Here is a 19,524-nt window from a genome sequence, read left to right as displayed (position 1 = left end):
GATGGCTTTGGCAATAGCACCAAGCTCATCATTGGTTTTAACATTTATCATAGTAGAATCTTTTGTTTTATGATTGATAAAATCAAAGAAAGAGTTGATACCTTTTTGGATTGCTTGTAAAGGGGATAGATAATAAGAGATGATGAAGTAGAGTAAAATGATACTAGCTATACTTGTAAAAATAACAATAGTGGTTTGAATATAAGCTATTTTTAAAGCAGGAGCTTCAATAACTTCTATATTTTCGCCCGCACAAGTTGTATAACCATCAACATTAACACAAATACCAAATCTATTGTTACCATTTTGTGTGGTATAGCTGAAAATATTATAATCGCCAGCTTTTTCGTAAGCTTTAGCTACTGTAATAATATCTGGATTTTGCTCTCCACTAACTAATGTTTTATCAGTTGAAGCAAATACAGTATAAGCTTGGTCAAACACAAAGGTTCTTCCTGGTAGTTCGCTAAATTCGTTTTGTAGATCTTTTACCAAAACATCAATGGCTAATATACCTATGAATTTACCATCTTTGATTAATGGCATAGAGTAGGTAAAACATGGTAAACCAGTTGTTGCATCAATATAAGATGCAGTAATGTATAAGCCATTTTTCTTTCTAGCTTCTATATAAAATTCTCTCGTTGTTGCATCGTAATTATCTGCTTTTCCATAAATTCCATAATCTAAACCTTTGCTATCGCTATCTGGATCACTTACTATCAATTCGCCATTTGGTTGAGCTATATAAACGGCTAAATAGCTGTTCATATCTCTAACAGCTTTAAGTAAATTACCTGTATTTTGCATAAGTTTATCTTGGGTGCTGAGTGCATCATATGGAAGTTTTAAGATAGCTTGAGAAAGTTTTTCTAAAGAATGAACATTAAGATTTTTAAAATCTCTCATTGATTTTTCTGCAGTTCTTACATAATTGGTTTCAGCTTTTACCACCTCATAATTTAAAGCTTTTTTTGTAAAAATAAAACTAACAATGCCAAGTATTATAAGACATACTATAGCTATAATGTTTGCAATTAATGAAATTTTTAGTTTGATACTTTTCATTAAATAAACTCCTTTTGTTATAGTTAAGATTTAAACGAGTTTATTATAGCACTAAAAATTAAAAAAGAACCAAATATTATTTAAATGATAAATTTTTATAAAGAGAATTTAAAAGATTAGAACATGCTTTTGAAAGTATAGTATAAGTTTCATCAAAATCCCCACTATACCAAGGATCAGGAACTTCATCATATTCTAATTCTAAAGCAAAAGAAGTGATTTTATGAATTTTGTGTTTAAAATTTGGAAAATTTTTAACTACATCATTATAATTAGAATTATCCATAACAATGATAAGATCATTTTCTTCGCACATTTTTAAGCTTAGTTTTTGACTGCAAAATGGCTTGGAATTGATATTTTTACTATTTAACATGGCTTTGGTTTTATAATGCATATCCTCTCCATCATGATAACCTGAAGTGCCTGCACTAGAAACAGTAAATCTATCGTTTAAATTTGCTTTTATTAAAAGATCTTTCATAATAAATTCAGCCATGGGAGAACGACAAATATTCCCTAAGCAAACAAAAATAATTTTAGTCATTTTTTCCTCAAAAATTGTGTAGTTTTTTCAAAATTATAGCAGTATTTTAAAATATTTTTTAAGATTAATTAAAACTAAGATATAATTTTTCATTAATGGGGAGCTTTTGCTGAGAGGAAGTTAGACTTCGACCCTTGAGAAGTTTGGTAATGCGAACTTTGAATTCTTGCAAAAACTTTCCTTTTTTATAAAAAAGGATAAAAATGATACAAGCAAAAACAAAAACTAAAATTCCTATCTTAACTATAGCTGGGAGTGATTGTAGTGGTGGGGCTGGCATACAAGCTGATTTAAAAACTTTTGGTGCGCATAATTTATTTGGTATGAGTGTAGTTTTAAGCGTTGTGGCTGAAAACACTGCAAGAGTGATTTCTTGTTTTGATATACCCACTAAGATAATAGATGAGCAAATGTTAGCAGTTTATGAAGACATAGAGCCAGCTGCTGTGAAAATTGGAATGCTAGGTTCAAAAGAAATTATAACTTGTGTAAAAGAAAATTTATTACGCTTTAAAGCCAAAAATGTAGTGATTGATCCTGTGATGTTTGCAAAAAATGGCTATGCATTAATGCCTTTAGAAAATTGTCAGTTTTTTAAAGATGAAATTTTATCTTTAGCTGATGTACTTACGCCAAATATACCTGAGGCTGAATTTTTGTGTGATTTTAAAATACTTAATGAAGAGGATATGAAAAAAGCCGCTATAAAGCTTTTCAAAGAAGGCGCAAAAAGTGTTTTGATTAAAGGTGGGCATAGTAAAGATAATACTAATGATGTTTTTTATGATGGAAAGGAATTTGGTATTTTTAAAGCAGAAAAAATTAATACAAAAAACACACATGGCACAGGTTGTACATTAAGTTCAGCTATAGCTAGTAATCTTGCCTTAGGTAAAGAAAAACATGAAGCTATAAAGCTTGCTAAAGATTATGTGTATGGAGCTATTTTAAATTCTTTAGCACTTGGAAAAGGTTGTGGTCCAACTAATCACTTTTTCCAATTTGATAAGGAGTAAAAATGATTATCAAAGCAGTAAGAGAAAAAAATCCTTTGATTCATCATATTACTAATTATGTTACAGCCAATGATTGCGCGAATGTAACTATAGCAGTAGGAGCAAGTGCTGCTATGGCTGATTTTTATGAAGAACAAACTGATTTTGCTAAAATAAGCTCAGCCTTAGTATTAAATACAGGTACAATTAATCAGCTTGTAGCAAATTCTATGTTAAAAGCAACCAAAGAATATGCTTTATTAAATAAACCTATAGTTTTTGATCCTGTTGCTTTGGGCGTGAGTAAGGCAAGAGATGGGATTAATTTTGAATTGCTTAATCTAAAAGGCATTAGTATTGTTAAAGCAAATGCGTCTGAAATGGCTAGTGTTATAGGTTTAGATGGTAAAGCAAGAGGGGTTGATAGTACTTTTGTGATTAATGATGAGTTTTTAGAAAAAGCTAGAGAATACTCATATAAAACTAAGCGTGTTTTGGTTATAACTGGGAAAATTGATTATATTATAAATCAAGAGCGTGTTGCAAAAGTTTATAATGGCTCTATTATGGCTACTAAAATAACTGGAGCAGGTTGTATGTGTGCTTCTTTGTGTGGAGTTTTTGCAGGAGCATTAGAAGATAAATTTCAAGCTAGTTTATATGCTTTGCTTAGTTTTGGTATAGCTAGTGAAATCGCTCAAGAGCTTTCTAGTGGAAGTGGTAGTTTTAGAGTGAATTTAATCGATGCTTTAAGTAATTTAAATGATGAAGAAATTAAAAAAAGAGCTAGATATGAAATCATTTAAAATTTATCTTGTTGCAAGCAAAGGTGAGAAAAGTGAAAGTGAGTTTTTAAATATTTTAGAAGCTTCTTTGAAAGCTAAGATTGATATTTTGCAACTTAGGGAAAAAAATCTTAGCACTTTAGAATTTTATAATCTTGCTTTAAAAGTTAAAGTTTTGTGTGAAAAATACAATACACCTTTTGTGATAAATGATAGAATCGATATAGCCATGGCTGTGAATGCAAATGGAGTGCATATAGGACAAAAGGATATGCCTTTAAAAAAAGCAAGAGAACTTTTAGGTGAAGATAAAATCATAGGACTTACGATCAATCATAAAAGTGAACTTGCTAATACTCAAAGCGCTACTTATCTTGGAGTAGGGGCTGTTTTTGCTACACCTAGCAAGCAAGATTGTATTGTGCTTGGTATAGATGGATTAAAAGAAATTACTAGTTTAGCTTCTTTACCTATTGTAGCTATAGGTGGGATAGATGAAGTTAATTTAAATTTGCTTAAAGATTGTAATATACAAGGTATAGCTGTGGTTAGAGCAATAATGCAAGCAAATGATCCTTATATGGCAACTTTAAATTTAAGATCAAATTTTGATAAAACTTTTATAGGAAAATAATGATTTATTTTATAGGGGATAAAGAATTTGATGGCGTTAAGACTATAAGATTAAATGAAATCAAATTTCTTGATTTTGAAGTGAATTTAAAAGAATTTGATTGCTTGATCATTAGCTCTAAGAATGCATTAAAAGCATTAATGTCAAGTAAAAGCAAAATTGATTTTGATATTAAACTTTATGCTGTGGGAGAAAAAAGTGCTGATTTTGCAAAAGAACTTGGTTTTAAAAATATCAAATATCCTAGTAAAGCTTATGGTAAAAATTTAGCTAGCGAGTTTTTATCTGAGTTTAAAAATAAAAAATGTCTTTATTTAAGAGCTAAGAAAATTAGCTCAGGCCTTGATGAGGTTTTATTAAATGAAAATATCTCTTTAAAACAATTAATTGTTTATGAAAATGTAGCCATAGAGCCCAAAAAAGATGAGTTAAAAATACAACATCCTAGCGTTTTTATCTTTAGTGCTCCTTCAAGCATAGAGCAATTTTTGAAATTTTTTGCATTAGAAAAAGAAGATAAGGTTGTAGTTATAGGTCAAAGTACAGCTTTAAAACTTCGTAATTTTAAAAATTTATATATATGTGAAAAGCAAGATCTAAACTCTTGTTTAAATTTGGCTAAGAGTTTAGATCTTTAAAAGTATTATATAGTAAAATTGAAGCAATAAAAATCATACAAATATCGCCCACTAAAGTAGCTAGCCAAACTCCATTTACTCCTAAAAATTGCGTTAGTATAAATAAAGATAAGAATGGAAAAATAAGACTTTGGGAAATAGAAATTCCTAAAGAAAGTAAGGGTTTATCAAGTGCTGTGAAAAATGAAGCACAAAGTTTTCCAAACCAAGAAAATAAAAACGAAAAAGAAAAAAATATTAAAGCATTTTGTGCTATATGGATAAAATCTTGGTTGTTATCTTTATTAAAAATATCTACTATAAGGTTATTGAAAAAATAAACAAACAAAAATGCCATTGTACTTACACCCCAGGAAGCAAAAAACATTCTTTTAAAAATAGCTTGAATTCTTGCAATATTTTTGTGTCCATAATTATAACTTAATGCAGGTTGCATAGCATCACACATGGCCAAAACTAGCATGAAAACAAAAGTGCTAAGATATAAAATCACAGAAAATGCTGCAACAGCTGTACTTCCAGAAAGTTTAAGCAAGAAAGCATTAGCTAAGATGGTATAAAAAGAGCTAGAAATATTAGAAAAAAATTCAGATGAGCCATTATAGAGTATATTTTTTAGTATTTGTAGTTTAATTATTGGCTTTTTAAATTTTAAAACTAAATCTTTAAAAACAAAAGGTAATATCCCTAAAATGCTTCCTAAAAACATCCCTATACAAGTTGCTAAAGCTGCTGAAAAAAGTCCCCAATCAAAAACCACTATAAAAAGCCAATCAAGAAAAATATTACTCAAAGCAGTAATGACATTAACCATCATACTGTAAAAAGTTTTTCCACAGATTCTAAGATAATTATCCATGGCAAAAGCTAGCATAGTAAAGGGAGCAAAAATAGCAAAAATTTGCATATATTCAGTAGATAAGCTTTGAATATTCTCATCAGCTCCCATAAAAGCACTTAATGCTTTTGCTAAGAAAAATCCTAAAATTCCCATTAAACAAGAAATTACAAAAATAAGAACTATACAAAAAGAAAAAATAGCTCTTGCTTTTTCAATTTTTCCTTTACCTAGATTAATTGCTATTTGCACTGATGAACCTATGGCTATCATATCAGCTAAAGCAAAACTTATCATGATAAAAGGCATCATTAAATTCATAGCAGCAAGCGCATCTGAACCTAAATATCTTCCAACAAAAATTCCATCAATAATCACATAAAGATAAATAAAAGCCATACTCGCCATATTTGGCAAAGCGCATTTTGTAAAAAGTGTAGTAGGATTTAATGTGGTGTAAAAATTATGTATTGACATAGCTTTTCCTTATTAAAAATTATTTTACTAATTATGGTTATATAGATAAAATAAATTTAATAAAGAGATTCTATACCTTCTATAATATCTTTAAAATACGGATCAACAATGGTTATGAAAAAATCTTTAAAAAACATTTATATCACCTAAATTTTAAAAATATAGTAAATGTTTGTTATTGTATTCTAAGTGTAATTATAAATTTCTTAATGTAAATTTTAATTTTTTTTAGACGATTTTTATAAACCCACAAAAAAAGGAGCAAGGATGCAAATAAATTCGTATTCACGTGTGGCAGTGGAGTCGCAAGTTAGCAATAGGAAGGCTAATTTGAATACAAAACTTGAAGATGCCAATACTAAAAGTGCTAATAGCACAAAAGATATTGATGAGGATAAGCTTAGTAAGCTTGCTAGCATAGGTGGAAAAGGTATAACAGAACTTTATGCTATGAGCTTTATGCAACAAGCATTTAGCATGAGTTCCTCTAATGGTTTAACTCAAGCTGGGATTTTTCAAGGAGCTCAGTCTAAGGATTCTTTAACAGCTATTTTATCAAATGTAGATTTTAAAGCTATAGGATATGAAGGCAAAGATATACTTAGTTTAAATGCTGATGAGGCAAAAGAGCTTATTGGGGAAGATGGGTATTTTGGTGTAGCAAAAACATCTCAAAGATTGGCTGATTTTGTTATTAATGGGGCTGGTGATGATATGGAAAAACTTCAAAAAGGTTTAGAAGGTCTAAAAGCAGGATTTGCGCAAGCGGAAAAAATGTGGGGTGGCAAACTTCCTGATATCAGCTATGAAACAATTGATAAAGCTATCGAAAAAGTAACTCAAAAAATCAATGAAATGGGTGGAAATTCTTTAGATATCAATGCATAAATTTATATCCCTAGTTCTAAACTAGGGATTTAGTCTATTTTTAAAACACTTAAAAATGCTTCTTGAGGTAAATGTACTTTACCGATAGCTTTCATTCTTTTTTTACCTTCTTTTTGTTTTTCAAGAAGCTTTCTTTTTCTAGTAATATCCCCGCCATAGCATTTTGCGGTTACATTTTTACCCATGGATTTTACATTTTCTCTTGCGATGATTTTATTACCTATGCTTGCTTGGATGGCGACTTCAAAAAGCTGTCTTGGGACGATTTCTTTCATCGCTTTTACTAGTTCTCTACCTTTGCTTAGCGCTTTTTCATTTGGCACTATGATGCTTAGTGCATCGACATTTTCACCAGCTACTTTAATATCAAGCTTTACAAGATCGCCCACTCTAAATTCAATAGGCTCATAATCAAAACTAGCATAACCTTTAGTAAGTGATTTGAGTTTATCATAAAAGTCCATAACGATTTCATTTAAAGGTATATCATACTCAAGTAAAACACGCTCAGGGGTAATATAATCCATTTTAACCTGCATACCACGTTTGCGATTTAAAAGAGTGATTAAATTTCCTAAATATTCACTTGGAGTTATGATGGTTGCTTTTACATAAGGTTCTTTTATGTGGTCGATTTTATTTACCGGAGGTAGTTCGCTTGGATTTTGAATTTTTAAAACTTCTCCATCAGTTTGATAAATTTCATAAGTAACAGTTGGAGCAGTAGCAATCAAATCAAGGTTAAACTCACGCTCAAGTCTTTCTTTAATAACCTCCATGTGTAAAAGACCTAAAAAACCAACCCTAAAACCAAACCCTAAAGCTAGAGATGTCTCAGGTTCATAGGTAATAGAACTATCATTGAGTTTTAATTTATCTAAAGCATCTCTTAAATCTTCAAATTTATCTGTTTCTATAGGGTATAACCCTGCAAAAACAAAAGCTTTAGCTTTTTCAAAACCACCAATGGCTTCTTTTGCTTTGTTTTTAGTTAGTGTTATGGTATCGCCTACTTGAACATCGGCAACATTTTTAAGTCCAAGCACGATAACACCTACTTCACCTGATTCTAATTTTTTGGTTTTTATAGGACTTAATGGATGAGGGTAAAAAAGATCTTGCACAAGATGTTTTTTATCTGTACTCATAACTAAAACTTCATCATTTTTAGCTATATTTCCCTCATAAATTCTAACCAAAGCCAAAGCTCCAAGATAATTATCAAACCAAGAATCATAGATTAAAGCTTTAGTAGGCGCTTCATCATTGGTTTTTGGTGCAGGAATTTTTGTGATGATGGTTTCTATGAGTTCTTTTATACCTACACCTGTTTTTGCGCTAACACAAATTGCATTTGAGCAATCAATTCCTATAATATGTTCTATTTCGTGCTTAACCTTTTCTATATCAGCTGAAGGAAGATCTATTTTATTTATCACTGGTATGATTTCAAGATCATTTTCTAAAGCTATATAAACATTGGCTATAGTTTGAGCTTCTACTCCTTGTGAAGCATCAACAACAAGCAAAGCTCCTTCACAACTTGCTAAAGAACGACTTACTTCATAGGAAAAATCAACATGGCCTGGAGTGTCTATCAAATTTAATACATATTCTTCGTTATTGAATTTATAATTTAAACGCACAGATTGAGCTTTTATAGTTATACCACGCTCTTTTTCTATATCCATAGTATCCATTACTTGGGCGCTCATTTGTCTGTCACTAATTGCACCACATTCACTAATAATTCTATCAGCTAGTGTACTTTTTCCATGATCAATATGAGCTATGATAGAGAAATTTCTAATATTTTTCATCAAAAAACCTTAAGATTGTCTCATTTTTCTTTTTGCTAGACCTATTTGCTCATAAGCATCTATTTCTTTTTTTAAAGCTTTATAACGCTTTTTTAGTTCGTTATTTAAAAAAGAAATATTTTTAGGAGTAGCATTAGCATTAGCTGAAATAGCACTAATGAAATCAAGTTTTCTTTTAGTGGCACTATCTTTTGGATTAGAGCCAAATTTTTGTGAATTTAAAAATTGCAAGATTAAAGCTTGAATTTCTTGGGAATTTTTTGCCCCATTAGCCTTGGATATAAAATCTTCTATATTGCTTATTTTTGGAGCTTTGGTTGCATTGGTTTTGTTGGGTTGTTTATCTTTATGGGTAAAAAATAAAACCAAAAGAATACCAAGTATGATAACAATAACTAAAGCTACAATTAAAAATATAAAAAGAGAATTATTCATTTAAAGCCTTTCTATAATTTTTTTGCATAAGTTCTTTTGAAATAACTTACTATGCTTAGTGCCACCATAAATAAAAAGCCCCAATATACATAATCAGGAATTTTTACTGAATCTCCTGCTGCGTAAGAGTGCATACCGGTTAAAAAGTAATTTACTCCAAAATAAGTCATAATAATTACCCAGTATGCAAACATAGAGCAAACTGCAAAAGTGTATTGATTTGCCCATTTTGGTACCATTCTAATGTGTAAAATAGCTGCATAGACTAAAATACTAATTAAAGCCCAAGTTTCCTTAGAATCCCAACTCCAATATCTTCCCCAACTTTCATTTGCCCATATAGCACCTAAGAAATTTCCAACTGTAAGCAAGCAAAGTCCTAAAATCATAGCCATTTCATTAATTCTTGTTGCTTCTGTAATATTTCTTAAAATATTTTCATTATGCTTACCATTGATTTTTAGCATACATAATAAAACAAGTACAAATATGCCTAATAATGCACATAGTCCTAAAAATCCATAGCTAGCAGTAATAACTGAAACATGTATAGTAAGCCAGTATGATTGTAACACAGGAACTAAGTTGGTAATTTGTGGATCCATTTGACTAAGATGAGCTACACCTAAAGTAACTCCTGCTAAAATAGAAGTTAAAGAAAGTGCAATAGGGCTTTTTCTAGAAAAGAAAATTCCAGATAATGATAAAGCCCAAGCTATATAAACCATGCTCTCATAGGCATTACTCCATGGTGCGCGACCTGCTATATACCAACGCAAAGCTAAGCCTAGAGTATGGATGAAAAATGCTACAATATTAAATACATAAACACATTTAAAGATAAAATCAATGCGTATTTTTGGCAGTAGCATCTTAACAAAAACTATAATCAAAAGTAAAAATCCAGCACATAAATAAAGCGGAGCAAGATTTACAAAAATTTGACTTTTATTGAAAAAGATTTCTGTGTTAATTTTTTTAGCACTTGGCATAACTTCATGGCCATATTTTTCTTGATAGTTTTTGATGATATTTAAGTTTTTAGTTGCTTCATCCCAGTTATTGTGCGCAATAGAGTTACTAACTGCATTAAAATAGTTTTCTAAAATACTTTTAACCTCCGCACCTTCTGCGCCTTTTAAACCTATATAAGCTTCACGTGGTGCTACCCATTGATTGTTGGTGCTATTTTGCAAAGGAATAAATCTAAAAATATCGCCTGAGAAGATTAAATTTACAATATTAACCCTTTCATCAAGCTTGATGATTTCTTTATCAAAAACACTTCTGCGGTTTGGATTTTTTCTATTAGCATTTTCTACATATTTTTGTAGTTTATAAGCATCTGTAGTGAAAAAATCTTTAAAACTAGTATAAGCTCTAGGTTTAATACCTAAAATTTTAGAAATTTCTTCATTAACCAAGCGACTTGTCGGCATAAATATAATATCTTTATCATACCATGCACTACCATCAAAAATCATTGATATGATTGTTGCTTCGGCACTTTGGCCTTGAAAGGTTGTGTTTTTGTATATTTTTTCTAAAACTTCCATGGCTAAAGTATTAAAAGGCACCATTCTGCCATCAGGTTTTTGCACTACTAAAGAAGCAAGTTCTTTTGCATGCGCTTCATCTACCTTGATAGGCTCATTTGCGTAAGTATTTTGGCCTGCAAATAAAACTAATATAAAAGCCAAAATAGCACTTGTTTTTTTTAGGGTGTCTTGATTGATTAATTTAGCTAAGGTTCTAAATCTTGAATGAGGATTTAAAATATTTAAAAACATTCCTAATGTGAGTAAAAAATATCCTATATATGTAGGAATTTTACCCGGATCTTTATTGACTGAAAGTATGGTGCCAAGCTCATCTTGATCGTATGAGCTTTGATAAAATCTATAACCTTGATAATCTAAAACATTATTCATAAAAATTTTATATTCTAGTTTCTTATCAGCATTGTCAATTTCTACATAACTTGCATAAGACATAGGCGACATCGAACCAGGATAACGTTCTAATTCAAAGTCTTTTAAGTACATTTCAAATGGCATTTCTATTCCTTTAGGACCCCATCTTAAAAAGAAAGGTTGACCTGCTACATCAATGCGAATAGGTGAATTGTATTCTACTAGGAAAACTTCTTTGGATTCTCCTTTGTAGCTTAGTTTTAATTTTAAAGCATTAATAGCATTTTCTGAAAGTTGAGTTGGCATATATTTAGTGCTTTGTGCAAAATCTTTGAAATTGTTTAATAAAGAATTATTCCAGTATTTTGCCTCACCAAACAAAGAAATCAAAGCATTACGTCCCAGCTCTATCCAACTATTTTTAAACCAAGTAAAAAAGCTTTCATCTTGAGCTTGATTGATACCTTCTAAAGTTTTTTTACCATGCAAGGAAGCAAATTTAACTACTAAATTAATATCATTAAAAGAATACAATCTTAAATCTTTAGCTTGTGCTTTTTGATTTGCTTTTAAAATATTTTCTTTGCCATCACTCATTGACATGTATTTTAAATCAAAATCAGCACTAAGTTTTAAATCTTTATCGATTTTTATATAAGGACTTGGAACGGAGTCATTTAAAAACGCTATATTAACACCGTTAATATTTTCAATATCTCCTGCTTGAAAAAGTAATTCTTTAGACTCGTTATTTTGTGAAAGCATTAAAGATAAAAGTGGAGCAGAATTGTTATCATCAATATAAATTTCTTTTGCATCTAAGATTAAATTTTCATATGTAATTTGGGCTTTTTCATCAGGCAAGATTAAATCAAATGAAAAATCATTTACAAAAGGTAGGGTTGCTATGTATTCAGATTTTGAAGCACTGTATACTTTATCATCTTTTAAGGTTGCTATGTAAATATAACTTTTTGAAGTTTCAATGATGTTGTTTTTTTCATTTTCTCTAATGTGTAAATTTCCTTCAAATCCCATATATCTAGTCATAGCTGAGCCTAGTAATATAAATAAAAATGAGATATGAAAGATTAAAAGTGGTATTTTTTTCTTATTAAACATTTTGTATTTAAAAAGAGCTGCTAAAAGATTAATCCCTAGTATGAGTTGTATAAAACCAAACCAAGAAGAGCCATAGATCATCGCCCAAGCTGTTGGCGTATTATAAGCGCTTTCTATGAAAGTAGCTAGGGCGCAAAATAGGGCAAAAATTAAAAATAAAAAAATAGAAATTTTTATATCCCCAAAAGCTAAAAGTTGTTTTTTCATGAATTAAGCTCCAAGGTATTTTTTTCTAATCTCATCATTACCGATAAGATCTTTTGCAGGTGCATGCATAGCGATTTTGCCATTTTCTAAAACGTAAGCATAGTCGCTGATTTTTAAAGCTGAAAATGCATTTTGTTCTACTAATAAAATAGTAATTCCTTCTTCTTTTAATTTGACTATAATATCAAAAACCTCTCCAACTATTTTTGGAGCAAGACCTAATGAGGGCTCATCGAGCATTAAAAGCTTTGGTTCGCTCATGAGTGCTCTTGAGATAGCTAGCATTTGAGCTTCCCCACCGCTTAGAGTTCCTGCAAGGGCATTTTTTTTATCTTTTAATCTTGGAAAAAGTCTATACATTTGATTTTTTAAATGCTCGTAATTTTCTGCATTATTAAAAGCACCAATTTTTAAATTTTCTTCTATAGTGAGATTGATAAAAACCCTTCTTCCCTCAGGTACTAAGGCGATACCTTTTTGAACTAGAGTGTGCGGTAAGTGTCTTTGAGTATCATAGCCTAAAAAGGTTACCTCGCCGGTTTTTTTAACACAATTTAGCATAGCATTAAGTGTTGAGGTTTTTCCTGCACCATTTGAGCCTATTAAGCTAACTATACTTCCTGTTTTTATAGTAAAATCAATACCTTTAACAGCCTCTATTAAACCATAATAAACATGTAAATCTTTAACTACTAGCATTAAAATCTCCCAAATACGCACTAATTACTTCAGGGTTTTGCACCGCATCGTTTGGTTTTCCCTCAAAAATAGTCTTACCATAATCAAGTACCATAACCCTATCACAAAGTTTATTTACAAATTTCATATCATGCTCGATAAGTAAAACACTAATTTTTTTATTATCTCTTATGTTAAAAATTAACTCAGCTAAATCATCACTTTCTGTAGAATTCATACCTGCTGCAGGTTCATCTAGTAATAAAAGCTTAGGATTTGTTGCTAAAGCTCTTGCTATTTCAACTTTTCTTTGCTGACCATAGCTTAAACTAGTAGCTTTTTCATCAGCCAAATGAGCGATATTGAGCTGTTCTAAAATTTCATAAGCTGCTTTTTTTGCATTTTTTTCTGCTTTGGAAAATCTTCCAAGGTGCAAAAAAGCTTCAAAAATATTATATTTAATGCTCTTATCAAAACCAATCAATACATTTTCTAAAACACTCATGCTTGAAAAAAGTCTGATATTTTGAAAAGTTCTTGCTATACCTAGATGAACTATTTTGTGTGGTTTTAAATGATCAATTTTTTTTCCTAGAAAAAAGACTTCCCCGCTACTTGGCTTATAATTTCCTGTGATAATATTAAATAGAGTGGTTTTACCTGCGCCATTTGGACCTATAAGCCCAAAAATTTCACTTTCTCTAATAGCAAAAGAAGTATTTGTTATAGCGTTAACTCCGCCAAAATTTTTATGAATTTCTTTAAGTTCTAAAATCATTTCTTCTTCCTTTTAGAAAACTTAAATAAAATATCTGTTAGTTCTTTATCGCCCATTATTCCTCTTCTTGCAAAAAGCATTACTAAAATTAATATAACAGAAAATACAACCATTCTAAGACCAGGCATAGCAGGAGTTTCATAGCCAAAAATATTCATACTTTCATCTAAAAATCTTAAATACTCACTTCCGCCTATTACCAAAATAGCTCCGATGATAGCACCGGTAGTTGAACCCAAACCACCTAAAACAATGATGATTAAAAGTTGGAAGGTAAATAAAAAGTCAAATTGCTCAGGTGAAACTGAAGCTAGCGCACAAGCAAGCAAGCCTCCGCCGACACCTTCTAAAAATGCTGAAGTGCTAAAGGCTAGGGTTTTGATATTAAAGGTGTTTATACCCATTGCTAATGCTGCATCCTCATCATCTCTTACGGCTTTCATAGCTCTACCAAATTTTGAACTAACAATATTTAAGATGATAATAACAGAAAATATAGCAATCCCACCACTCCAGTATAAGGTGGTATGTTTAGGAATGTCATTTAAACCTAAAGAACCATTTGTAACAGAAGCAAAGTTAATCGCCATAAGTTTGATGATAATACCAAAACCTAGTGTTACAATTGCTAAATAATCCCCTCTAACTCTAAATACTGCAAAGGCCAAAACTAAAGATAAAAGCATAGCACAAAGTCCAGCAGCGAGTAAAGCCACAATAAAACTTGGTGAATGAATCATCAAAATAAAGCTACTTGGATCTTCTAAAGAAAACTGGTCGATTTTGCTTTCACTTGTAAGTAAAACTAAAGCTGCAACATAAGCTCCTATAGCTACAAAGCCATTTGGTTCTAGTGAAAATTGTCCTGTAACCCCATTGATAAGATTATAGCTTACTGCTAAGATAACAAAAATAGCAATATTGCTTAAAATTCCTATTTTATAATCATTGAAAAAATAAGGAGATATAAAAAGAAAAGCAAGTGCTATGATAAAAAAACTTAAATGTGTAATTTTTCTTGCAACCATCTTAAAACCTACTTTTTTCAAAATTAATACCTAAAATTCCGGTTGGTTTAAAAAGTAAAATCAATACTAAAAAGATAAACGCAAAAGCATCTTTAAAACCAGAAAGATCAGGGAAAATAGCAACTACAACAACTTCTGTAAATCCTATAATCAAGCCACCTAAAACCGCTCCAGCAACCGAGCCAATGCCACCTAAAACAGCAGCGCCAAATGCCTTAAGTCCTATAAGAGTTCCCATACTAGGTTCAACAGAAGGATAACTAACAGCCCAAAAAATACCACCAATAGCAGCTAAAGCCGAGCCCAATGCAAACACAATAGCAATAATACGATTTGCATCAATTCCCATTAAATTTACAGTATGAATATCAAAAGCTAAAGCTCTAATAGCAATGCCATATTTGCTTTTATAAAGTATGAATAAAACCACTAATAGTATAAAAAATGTCAAAATAGGCACTAAAATACTATTAATACTAATGCTGATATTATTAAAATTAATCACTGTTTCAAGATAACTTGGTACAGGAAAATATTTTGGGGTTGAGCCAAATAAGACATTAAAGACATTTTGTATTAAAAAGCTTATACCTATAGCTGTAATAAGTAAAGAAATTCTAGGTGCTTTTCTTAAAGGTTTATAAGCTACTCTATCAATAGCTATCCCTAAAGCTGCTGCAAATAACATAGCCAAAGAAAGAGCTCCTAAAAATGGCACATTCATACTTGTAACACAAAATAAAGCCGAGTATGCACCTACCATCATGATGTCACCATGTGCAAAATTAATCAATCTTAAAACACCATAGACCATTGTATAGCCTATAGCAATAAGTGCATACATGCTACCTAAGCTAAAACCATTTATAATTTGCTGTAAAATTAAAGAACTATCCATTGAACCTCTTAAAATTTTATTTACGGAAAAATCGTATCTTTATAAATTTGCTTTTGATTTTCTATTGATTTTATAACAATTGAACGCGTAGCATTGCCTGTTTTATCAATGCTAATCACCCCGCTAACACCTTCAAATTTTGAAGTAGTGTGGATATTGTTATTGATACATTCACTGTTAAAATCATTAATACATTTTTGCATAGCTTCAAAAATCACAAAATACGCATCTGCACCCATAGCTGTGAAATTTGGAACTTCTTTACTTTGTTTTTCTTTTTCATAAGCTAATATAAAGTCTTTTGAAATTTGCGTTGGGGGATTGTGATAATCAAAGCTATCGGTAAATAAATATCCTTCAGCTGCTTCTTGAGCTAGATTAATAAAAGTTTCATCAGCCACCCCATCTGCTGAACCCATAGGGATATTTATACCCATTGCTTTTGCTTGGCGTGCAAACAAAGAAGCCTCGGTGTAATATACCGGAAGATAAATAAAATCAGGTTTTAAATTTTTAATTTGTGAAAGAATAGCTTTGAAGTCTTTATCGCCTGCTGTAATTCTAAATTTATCTAAAATTTTTCCACCTTGTTTGCTAAATTCTTTTTCAAAGGCTCTAGTTAAACCTAAAGAATAATCCGCACTTTGATCGCTAATTATCACAGCTTTGGTGTAATTTAGCTTATTTTTTACATAATTAGCTAAGGATGAGCCTTGAAAGCTATCCATAAAACAAACTCTGCTAGCGTATAATTTTTTATTTAAAATTTTATCAGCAGTAGCTGCAGGAGCAACCACTGGGATCTTTTTTTCCTCGCCAATTCTTATCACTTGCAAAGTATTAGCTGTTAGCATTTCTCCAATTAGTGCATACGCTTTGTTTTGTGAAACTAGTCTTGTACTAGCATTTGCACTTTCTATTTTATCGCCTTTTGTATCAACTACTACTAAATTTACTTTATCTCCATTGCTTAAAGTGTTTTTCATAGAATTTGCAATTTTCACTCCATCTAAAGCACTTTGCCCATAAGCTGCAGTAGAGCCTGTTAGAGGTAAAACTACGCCGATGTTAATTTCTTTTGCTTGTATGATATTACTAGCTATGATAGACAATATAGCTATGCTAATTTTTTTCATAGTTTAACCTTTCAAGGATTGATAATAGTTTTATAAACTTGTTTTTGTTCTTGTATTTCTTTTATAACTACAGAACGACTTGCATTACCACTAGCGTCTATGCTTATAACTCCACCTACGCCTTCAAAATTATTTGTTGAATGAATTTTTTCATTAATGCATTGTGCGTTAAGATTATTCGCACATTCATTCATTGCATTTACCATTACATAATATGCATCAGCTCCCATAGCAGAAAATGCTGGAAGTTCTTTTGTGCCATGATCTTTTTCATAAGCTTCAATAAATTTTTTAGAAAGAGTTGTCGGAGGATTATTATAATCAAAACTATCGGTAAAGATTACTCCATTTACAGCATCACCGCCAAGCTCGATAAAGGTTTTATTATTTACTCCATCGCCTGCACTTAAAAGCTTGTTAAAGCCAACTGCTTTTGCTTGTCTTGCTATTAAAGCAGCTTCTGGGTGATAAATTGGCATATAAACAAAATCAGGGTTGATACTTTTAAGTTGTGAAACAATAGCTTTAAAGTCCTTATCGCCTGAAGAAATGGTTAGTTTTTTAAGTACTTTTCCACCATTTTGTTTAAATTCTTTTTCAAAAGCTCTTGCCAAACCTAATGAATATACATTGCTTTGATCAACTATCACAACCACGCTTTTTAAATTTAAATCTTTATAGGCATAGTTAGCAAATTTATCTCCTTGAAAACTATCCATAAAGCAAACTCTGCTAGCATAGCTTTTTTTATCTAAAAGTTTATCACCTGATGCAACTGGAGCTATAGCAGGAATTTTTCTTTCTTCAGCTATAGATAAAACTTGCATAGTATTTGGTGTAACAGCTTCGCCTATAAGGCCTAAAACTTTATCTTGAGAGATAAGTCTAGTAGTGGCATTTGCTGCTTCTATTTTATCGCCTTTTGTGTCAATAGCTATGATTTTAACACTATCTCCATTTTTTAAATTTGGATTTAAAGTATTAGCTAGTTTAATGCCCTCATATACATCATTGCCATAAGCTGCCAAAGTACCAGTAAGTGGTAAAACAATGCCTATTTTTACTTCTGCGGCATAAATTGAACTAGCACAAAGTAAGCTAGCTAGCAGTAGATTTTTTTTCATGAAAACTCCTTTTTTTGTTATTTTAAAAATGTATTGTGCTTGGTTTTTGGTGCAGGCTCTTCTTCTAAAAGATCTTTTTGATTAAGCTCTATAGAAAAATTTTGTCCTTTCAAATAAGCAATAATGTGATTCATATCACTATCACTTAATTTTTTAGCATACAAACTCATTTGGATATTATCGCTTGATTGATTTTTGAAATATCCATTAGCATAGTCTTTTAAAGCACCTTTGATCTCTTCTGGACTTAAGTCTTTAATGGCTCTTTTACCATAAGAATTTTTTTCTCCATTTTCTCCATGGCAAGTATTGCATTTGTTTTTAAAATATATTTCTTTAGCTTTTTCTAAGTCATAGCTAATGTTATCATTAAAAGTATAAGTAAATAAAGATTTTACATTAAAAGCTAATAGTGAATTGACAAATAAAATACTTACAATAAACAAGCGTAACATAAATATGCCTTTTTTAAATATAAATAAAGCTCGATTATATCTAAAAAAAATAAACAATTTTACTCCACTTTCACTTTTTTAAAAAATTCCAAAACTTTAAGTCATTTTGCAAAATCTTATAGGGGTAAAATGTTAAGAATATTAGCAAATAAAAATATACATAGTAAAGAAGCTTTGCTTGAAAACTTACCTAATGATTTAAAAATAAAAGAAATTAAAATACAAGGATTAAAAGAAGAGGTAATTTTAGATATAGTAAGCTAAGCCTTTTGGCTTAGCTTTTATAATTAGAATTTATATAGAGCTTCAAGTCTGATGAATTGATCATCTCTATCATCTATATTAGCTTTGTTCATATCTTCAGTTAAGTAAGAATAGAAGCCGCTAAATGTAAGTTTTGGACTATATTTGTAAGATACTCTTGCGATATATTCGTTTTTATCTGTATCAGAGATACCTGCTGCATATTCAGTTTTACCGCCGATATAGTCAAATCCTACTCTTAGTGTTTCAGCAAAAGTATAGCCTAAACCTGCAAAATAGAAGAAGTTTTCACCCATATCGCCTCTTAAATCACTACCCGCAGAGTAGAAAATTTGTTGGCCTGGAGCGATAACTTTACCTGTATCTTCTAAAGTAACTACAGTGTTTTTGTCTTTTTCACCATAGCCGATAACACCTGCTTGGAAATCAAAAGCAGAGATTTGTCCGCTGAATTTAGCAGCATAGAAGTTACCGTTGTCTGCATTAAAATCTCTTTCTTTGTCGCTATCTAGGCTATTTCCTAAGTATTGAGCTTGGATTTTGAAGTTCATATCGTTAAATGCAAATTTATAGCTAGCATCTACTGCATATAAAAATGCCCAGTTGTTTGAATAAGCAGCCCATATTTGGAATGCAAATGGATCAAAATCACCTAATACAGCAGCACCATATAGTGATGATTTAGCTAGAGTTACGCTAGCTGTTTCTTTAATACTACCATCTGCTTGTTTTGATGTAGCAGGGTTAGTTAAAGAAGTGTCACCATCATCTAAACCATTGAAAGCGTCAAACCAGT

20 protein-coding genes are annotated in these 19,524 nt (G+C 30.8%); 6 read left to right on the top strand and 14 right to left on the bottom strand.

Features of this window, described 5'->3' with window-relative positions; genetic code table 11:
- Both L8W68_RS07610 and L8W68_RS07605 read right to left on the bottom strand, forming a co-directional pair.
- On the bottom strand, window positions 1-1,068 hold a 1,068-nt coding region (locus tag L8W68_RS07610; RefSeq protein ID WP_263675668.1), incomplete at its 3' end, for a PDC sensor domain-containing protein.
- Between the two features lie 76 nt (window positions 1,069-1,144).
- A complete protein-coding gene (locus L8W68_RS07605; RefSeq protein ID WP_263675666.1) occupies window positions 1,145-1,615 on the bottom strand; it encodes a low molecular weight protein-tyrosine-phosphatase in 471 nt (156 codons plus the stop codon).
- A 203-nt stretch (window positions 1,616-1,818) separates the two neighbouring features.
- On the opposite strand from L8W68_RS07605, the gene thiD reads away from it, so the two are divergent.
- Genes thiD through L8W68_RS07585 form a run of 4 tightly spaced genes read left to right on the top strand, consistent with a single transcriptional unit; the run spans window position 1,819 to window position 4,667 of the window.
- Complete coding sequence (gene thiD, locus L8W68_RS07600; protein ID WP_412175561.1) at window positions 1,819-2,631, top strand: bifunctional hydroxymethylpyrimidine kinase/phosphomethylpyrimidine kinase; 813 nt, start codon at window positions 1,819-1,821, stop codon at window positions 2,629-2,631.
- 2 nt (window positions 2,632-2,633) lie between these two features.
- Window positions 2,634-3,416: a hydroxyethylthiazole kinase gene (gene thiM / locus L8W68_RS07595; protein WP_263675665.1), complete on the top strand. Its 783-nt coding sequence runs from the start codon at window positions 2,634-2,636 to the stop codon at window positions 3,414-3,416.
- A complete protein-coding gene (gene thiE, locus L8W68_RS07590) occupies window positions 3,403-4,029 on the top strand; it encodes a thiamine phosphate synthase (RefSeq protein WP_263675664.1) in 627 nt (208 codons plus the stop codon). The genes thiM and thiE overlap by 14 nt, the downstream gene beginning before the upstream one ends.
- Window positions 4,026-4,667, top strand: coding sequence for a uroporphyrinogen-III synthase (locus tag L8W68_RS07585; RefSeq protein ID WP_318529707.1), 642 nt, complete (start codon window positions 4,026-4,028; stop codon window positions 4,665-4,667). The genes thiE and L8W68_RS07585 overlap by 4 nt, the downstream gene beginning before the upstream one ends.
- Here L8W68_RS07585 and L8W68_RS07580 read toward each other — a convergent pair.
- The gene (locus tag L8W68_RS07580; RefSeq protein ID WP_318529706.1) at window positions 4,648-5,976 is read right to left on the bottom strand and encodes an MATE family efflux transporter; all 1,329 of its coding nucleotides are present in this window, start codon (window positions 5,974-5,976) and stop codon (window positions 4,648-4,650) included. The two genes, L8W68_RS07585 and L8W68_RS07580, sit on opposite strands and share 20 nt — an antisense overlap.
- A 273-nt stretch (window positions 5,977-6,249) precedes the next feature.
- Here L8W68_RS07580 and L8W68_RS07575 point away from each other — a divergent pair, with 273 nt between their 5' ends.
- Window positions 6,250-6,870 carry a hypothetical protein gene (locus L8W68_RS07575; protein ID WP_263675661.1) on the top strand — a complete coding sequence of 207 codons (621 nt, stop codon included), beginning with the start codon at window positions 6,250-6,252 and terminating at the stop codon, window positions 6,868-6,870.
- A gap of 29 nt (window positions 6,871-6,899) precedes the next feature.
- Here L8W68_RS07575 and lepA read toward each other — a convergent pair whose 3' ends face one another.
- The 10 genes from lepA to L8W68_RS07525 are packed head-to-tail and all read right to left on the bottom strand — an operon-like array spanning window position 6,900 to window position 18,464.
- Window positions 6,900-8,690 (bottom strand): translation elongation factor 4, encoded by a 1,791-nt coding sequence (gene lepA, locus L8W68_RS07570; RefSeq protein ID WP_263675659.1) that lies wholly within the window; start codon window positions 8,688-8,690, stop codon window positions 6,900-6,902.
- Between the two features lie 9 nt (window positions 8,691-8,699).
- A complete protein-coding gene (locus L8W68_RS07565; RefSeq protein WP_263675657.1) occupies window positions 8,700-9,125 on the bottom strand; it encodes a hypothetical protein in 426 nt (141 codons plus the stop codon).
- A gap of 11 nt (window positions 9,126-9,136) precedes the next feature.
- A complete protein-coding gene (ccsB, locus tag L8W68_RS07560) occupies window positions 9,137-12,367 on the bottom strand; it encodes a c-type cytochrome biogenesis protein CcsB (RefSeq protein WP_263675656.1) in 3,231 nt (1,076 codons plus the stop codon).
- 3 nt (window positions 12,368-12,370) lie between these two features.
- Window positions 12,371-13,066: a high-affinity branched-chain amino acid transporter, ATP-binding protein gene (locus L8W68_RS07555; RefSeq protein WP_039618807.1), complete on the bottom strand. Its 696-nt coding sequence runs from the start codon at window positions 13,064-13,066 to the stop codon at window positions 12,371-12,373.
- Window positions 13,053-13,823: an ABC transporter ATP-binding protein gene (locus tag L8W68_RS07550; RefSeq protein ID WP_214127213.1), complete on the bottom strand. Its 771-nt coding sequence runs from the start codon at window positions 13,821-13,823 to the stop codon at window positions 13,053-13,055. Before L8W68_RS07550 ends, L8W68_RS07555 begins: the two co-directional genes overlap by 14 nt.
- The gene (locus L8W68_RS07545) at window positions 13,820-14,851 is read right to left on the bottom strand and encodes a branched-chain amino acid ABC transporter permease (RefSeq protein WP_039619660.1); all 1,032 of its coding nucleotides are present in this window, start codon (window positions 14,849-14,851) and stop codon (window positions 13,820-13,822) included. The genes L8W68_RS07550 and L8W68_RS07545 overlap by 4 nt, the downstream gene beginning before the upstream one ends.
- Window position 14,852: 1 nt before the next feature.
- Complete coding sequence (locus L8W68_RS07540) at window positions 14,853-15,749, bottom strand: branched-chain amino acid ABC transporter permease (RefSeq protein ID WP_039628648.1); 897 nt, start codon at window positions 15,747-15,749, stop codon at window positions 14,853-14,855.
- A 20-nt stretch (window positions 15,750-15,769) separates the two neighbouring features.
- Entirely contained in the window at window positions 15,770-16,885 is a 1,116-nt protein-coding gene (locus L8W68_RS07535; RefSeq protein ID WP_263675655.1) for an ABC transporter substrate-binding protein, read from the bottom strand.
- 11 nt (window positions 16,886-16,896) lie between these two features.
- Window positions 16,897-18,009 (bottom strand): ABC transporter substrate-binding protein, encoded by a 1,113-nt coding sequence (locus L8W68_RS07530; RefSeq protein WP_039618799.1) that lies wholly within the window; start codon window positions 18,007-18,009, stop codon window positions 16,897-16,899.
- A gap of 17 nt (window positions 18,010-18,026) precedes the next feature.
- A complete protein-coding gene (locus tag L8W68_RS07525) occupies window positions 18,027-18,464 on the bottom strand; it encodes a c-type cytochrome (RefSeq protein ID WP_039618797.1) in 438 nt (145 codons plus the stop codon).
- A 129-nt stretch (window positions 18,465-18,593) separates the two neighbouring features.
- Here L8W68_RS07525 and L8W68_RS07520 point away from each other — a divergent pair, with 129 nt between their 5' ends.
- Window positions 18,594-18,728, top strand: coding sequence for a hypothetical protein (locus L8W68_RS07520; protein WP_263675653.1), 135 nt, complete (start codon window positions 18,594-18,596; stop codon window positions 18,726-18,728).
- A gap of 23 nt (window positions 18,729-18,751) precedes the next feature.
- On the opposite strand, the gene L8W68_RS07515 is transcribed toward L8W68_RS07520, so the two are convergent.
- The coding region (locus tag L8W68_RS07515; protein ID WP_263675652.1) for a major outer membrane protein at window positions 18,752-19,524 on the bottom strand (773 nt) is incomplete at its 5' end.

The sequence above is a fragment of the Campylobacter sp. FU_497 genome (assembly GCF_025772425.1).
GTDB lineage: Bacteria > Campylobacterota > Campylobacteria > Campylobacterales > Campylobacteraceae > Campylobacter_D > Campylobacter_D lari_C.
Note: the sequence above shows the minus strand (reverse complement) of the source record. Positions and strands in the feature narration are given on the sequence as shown.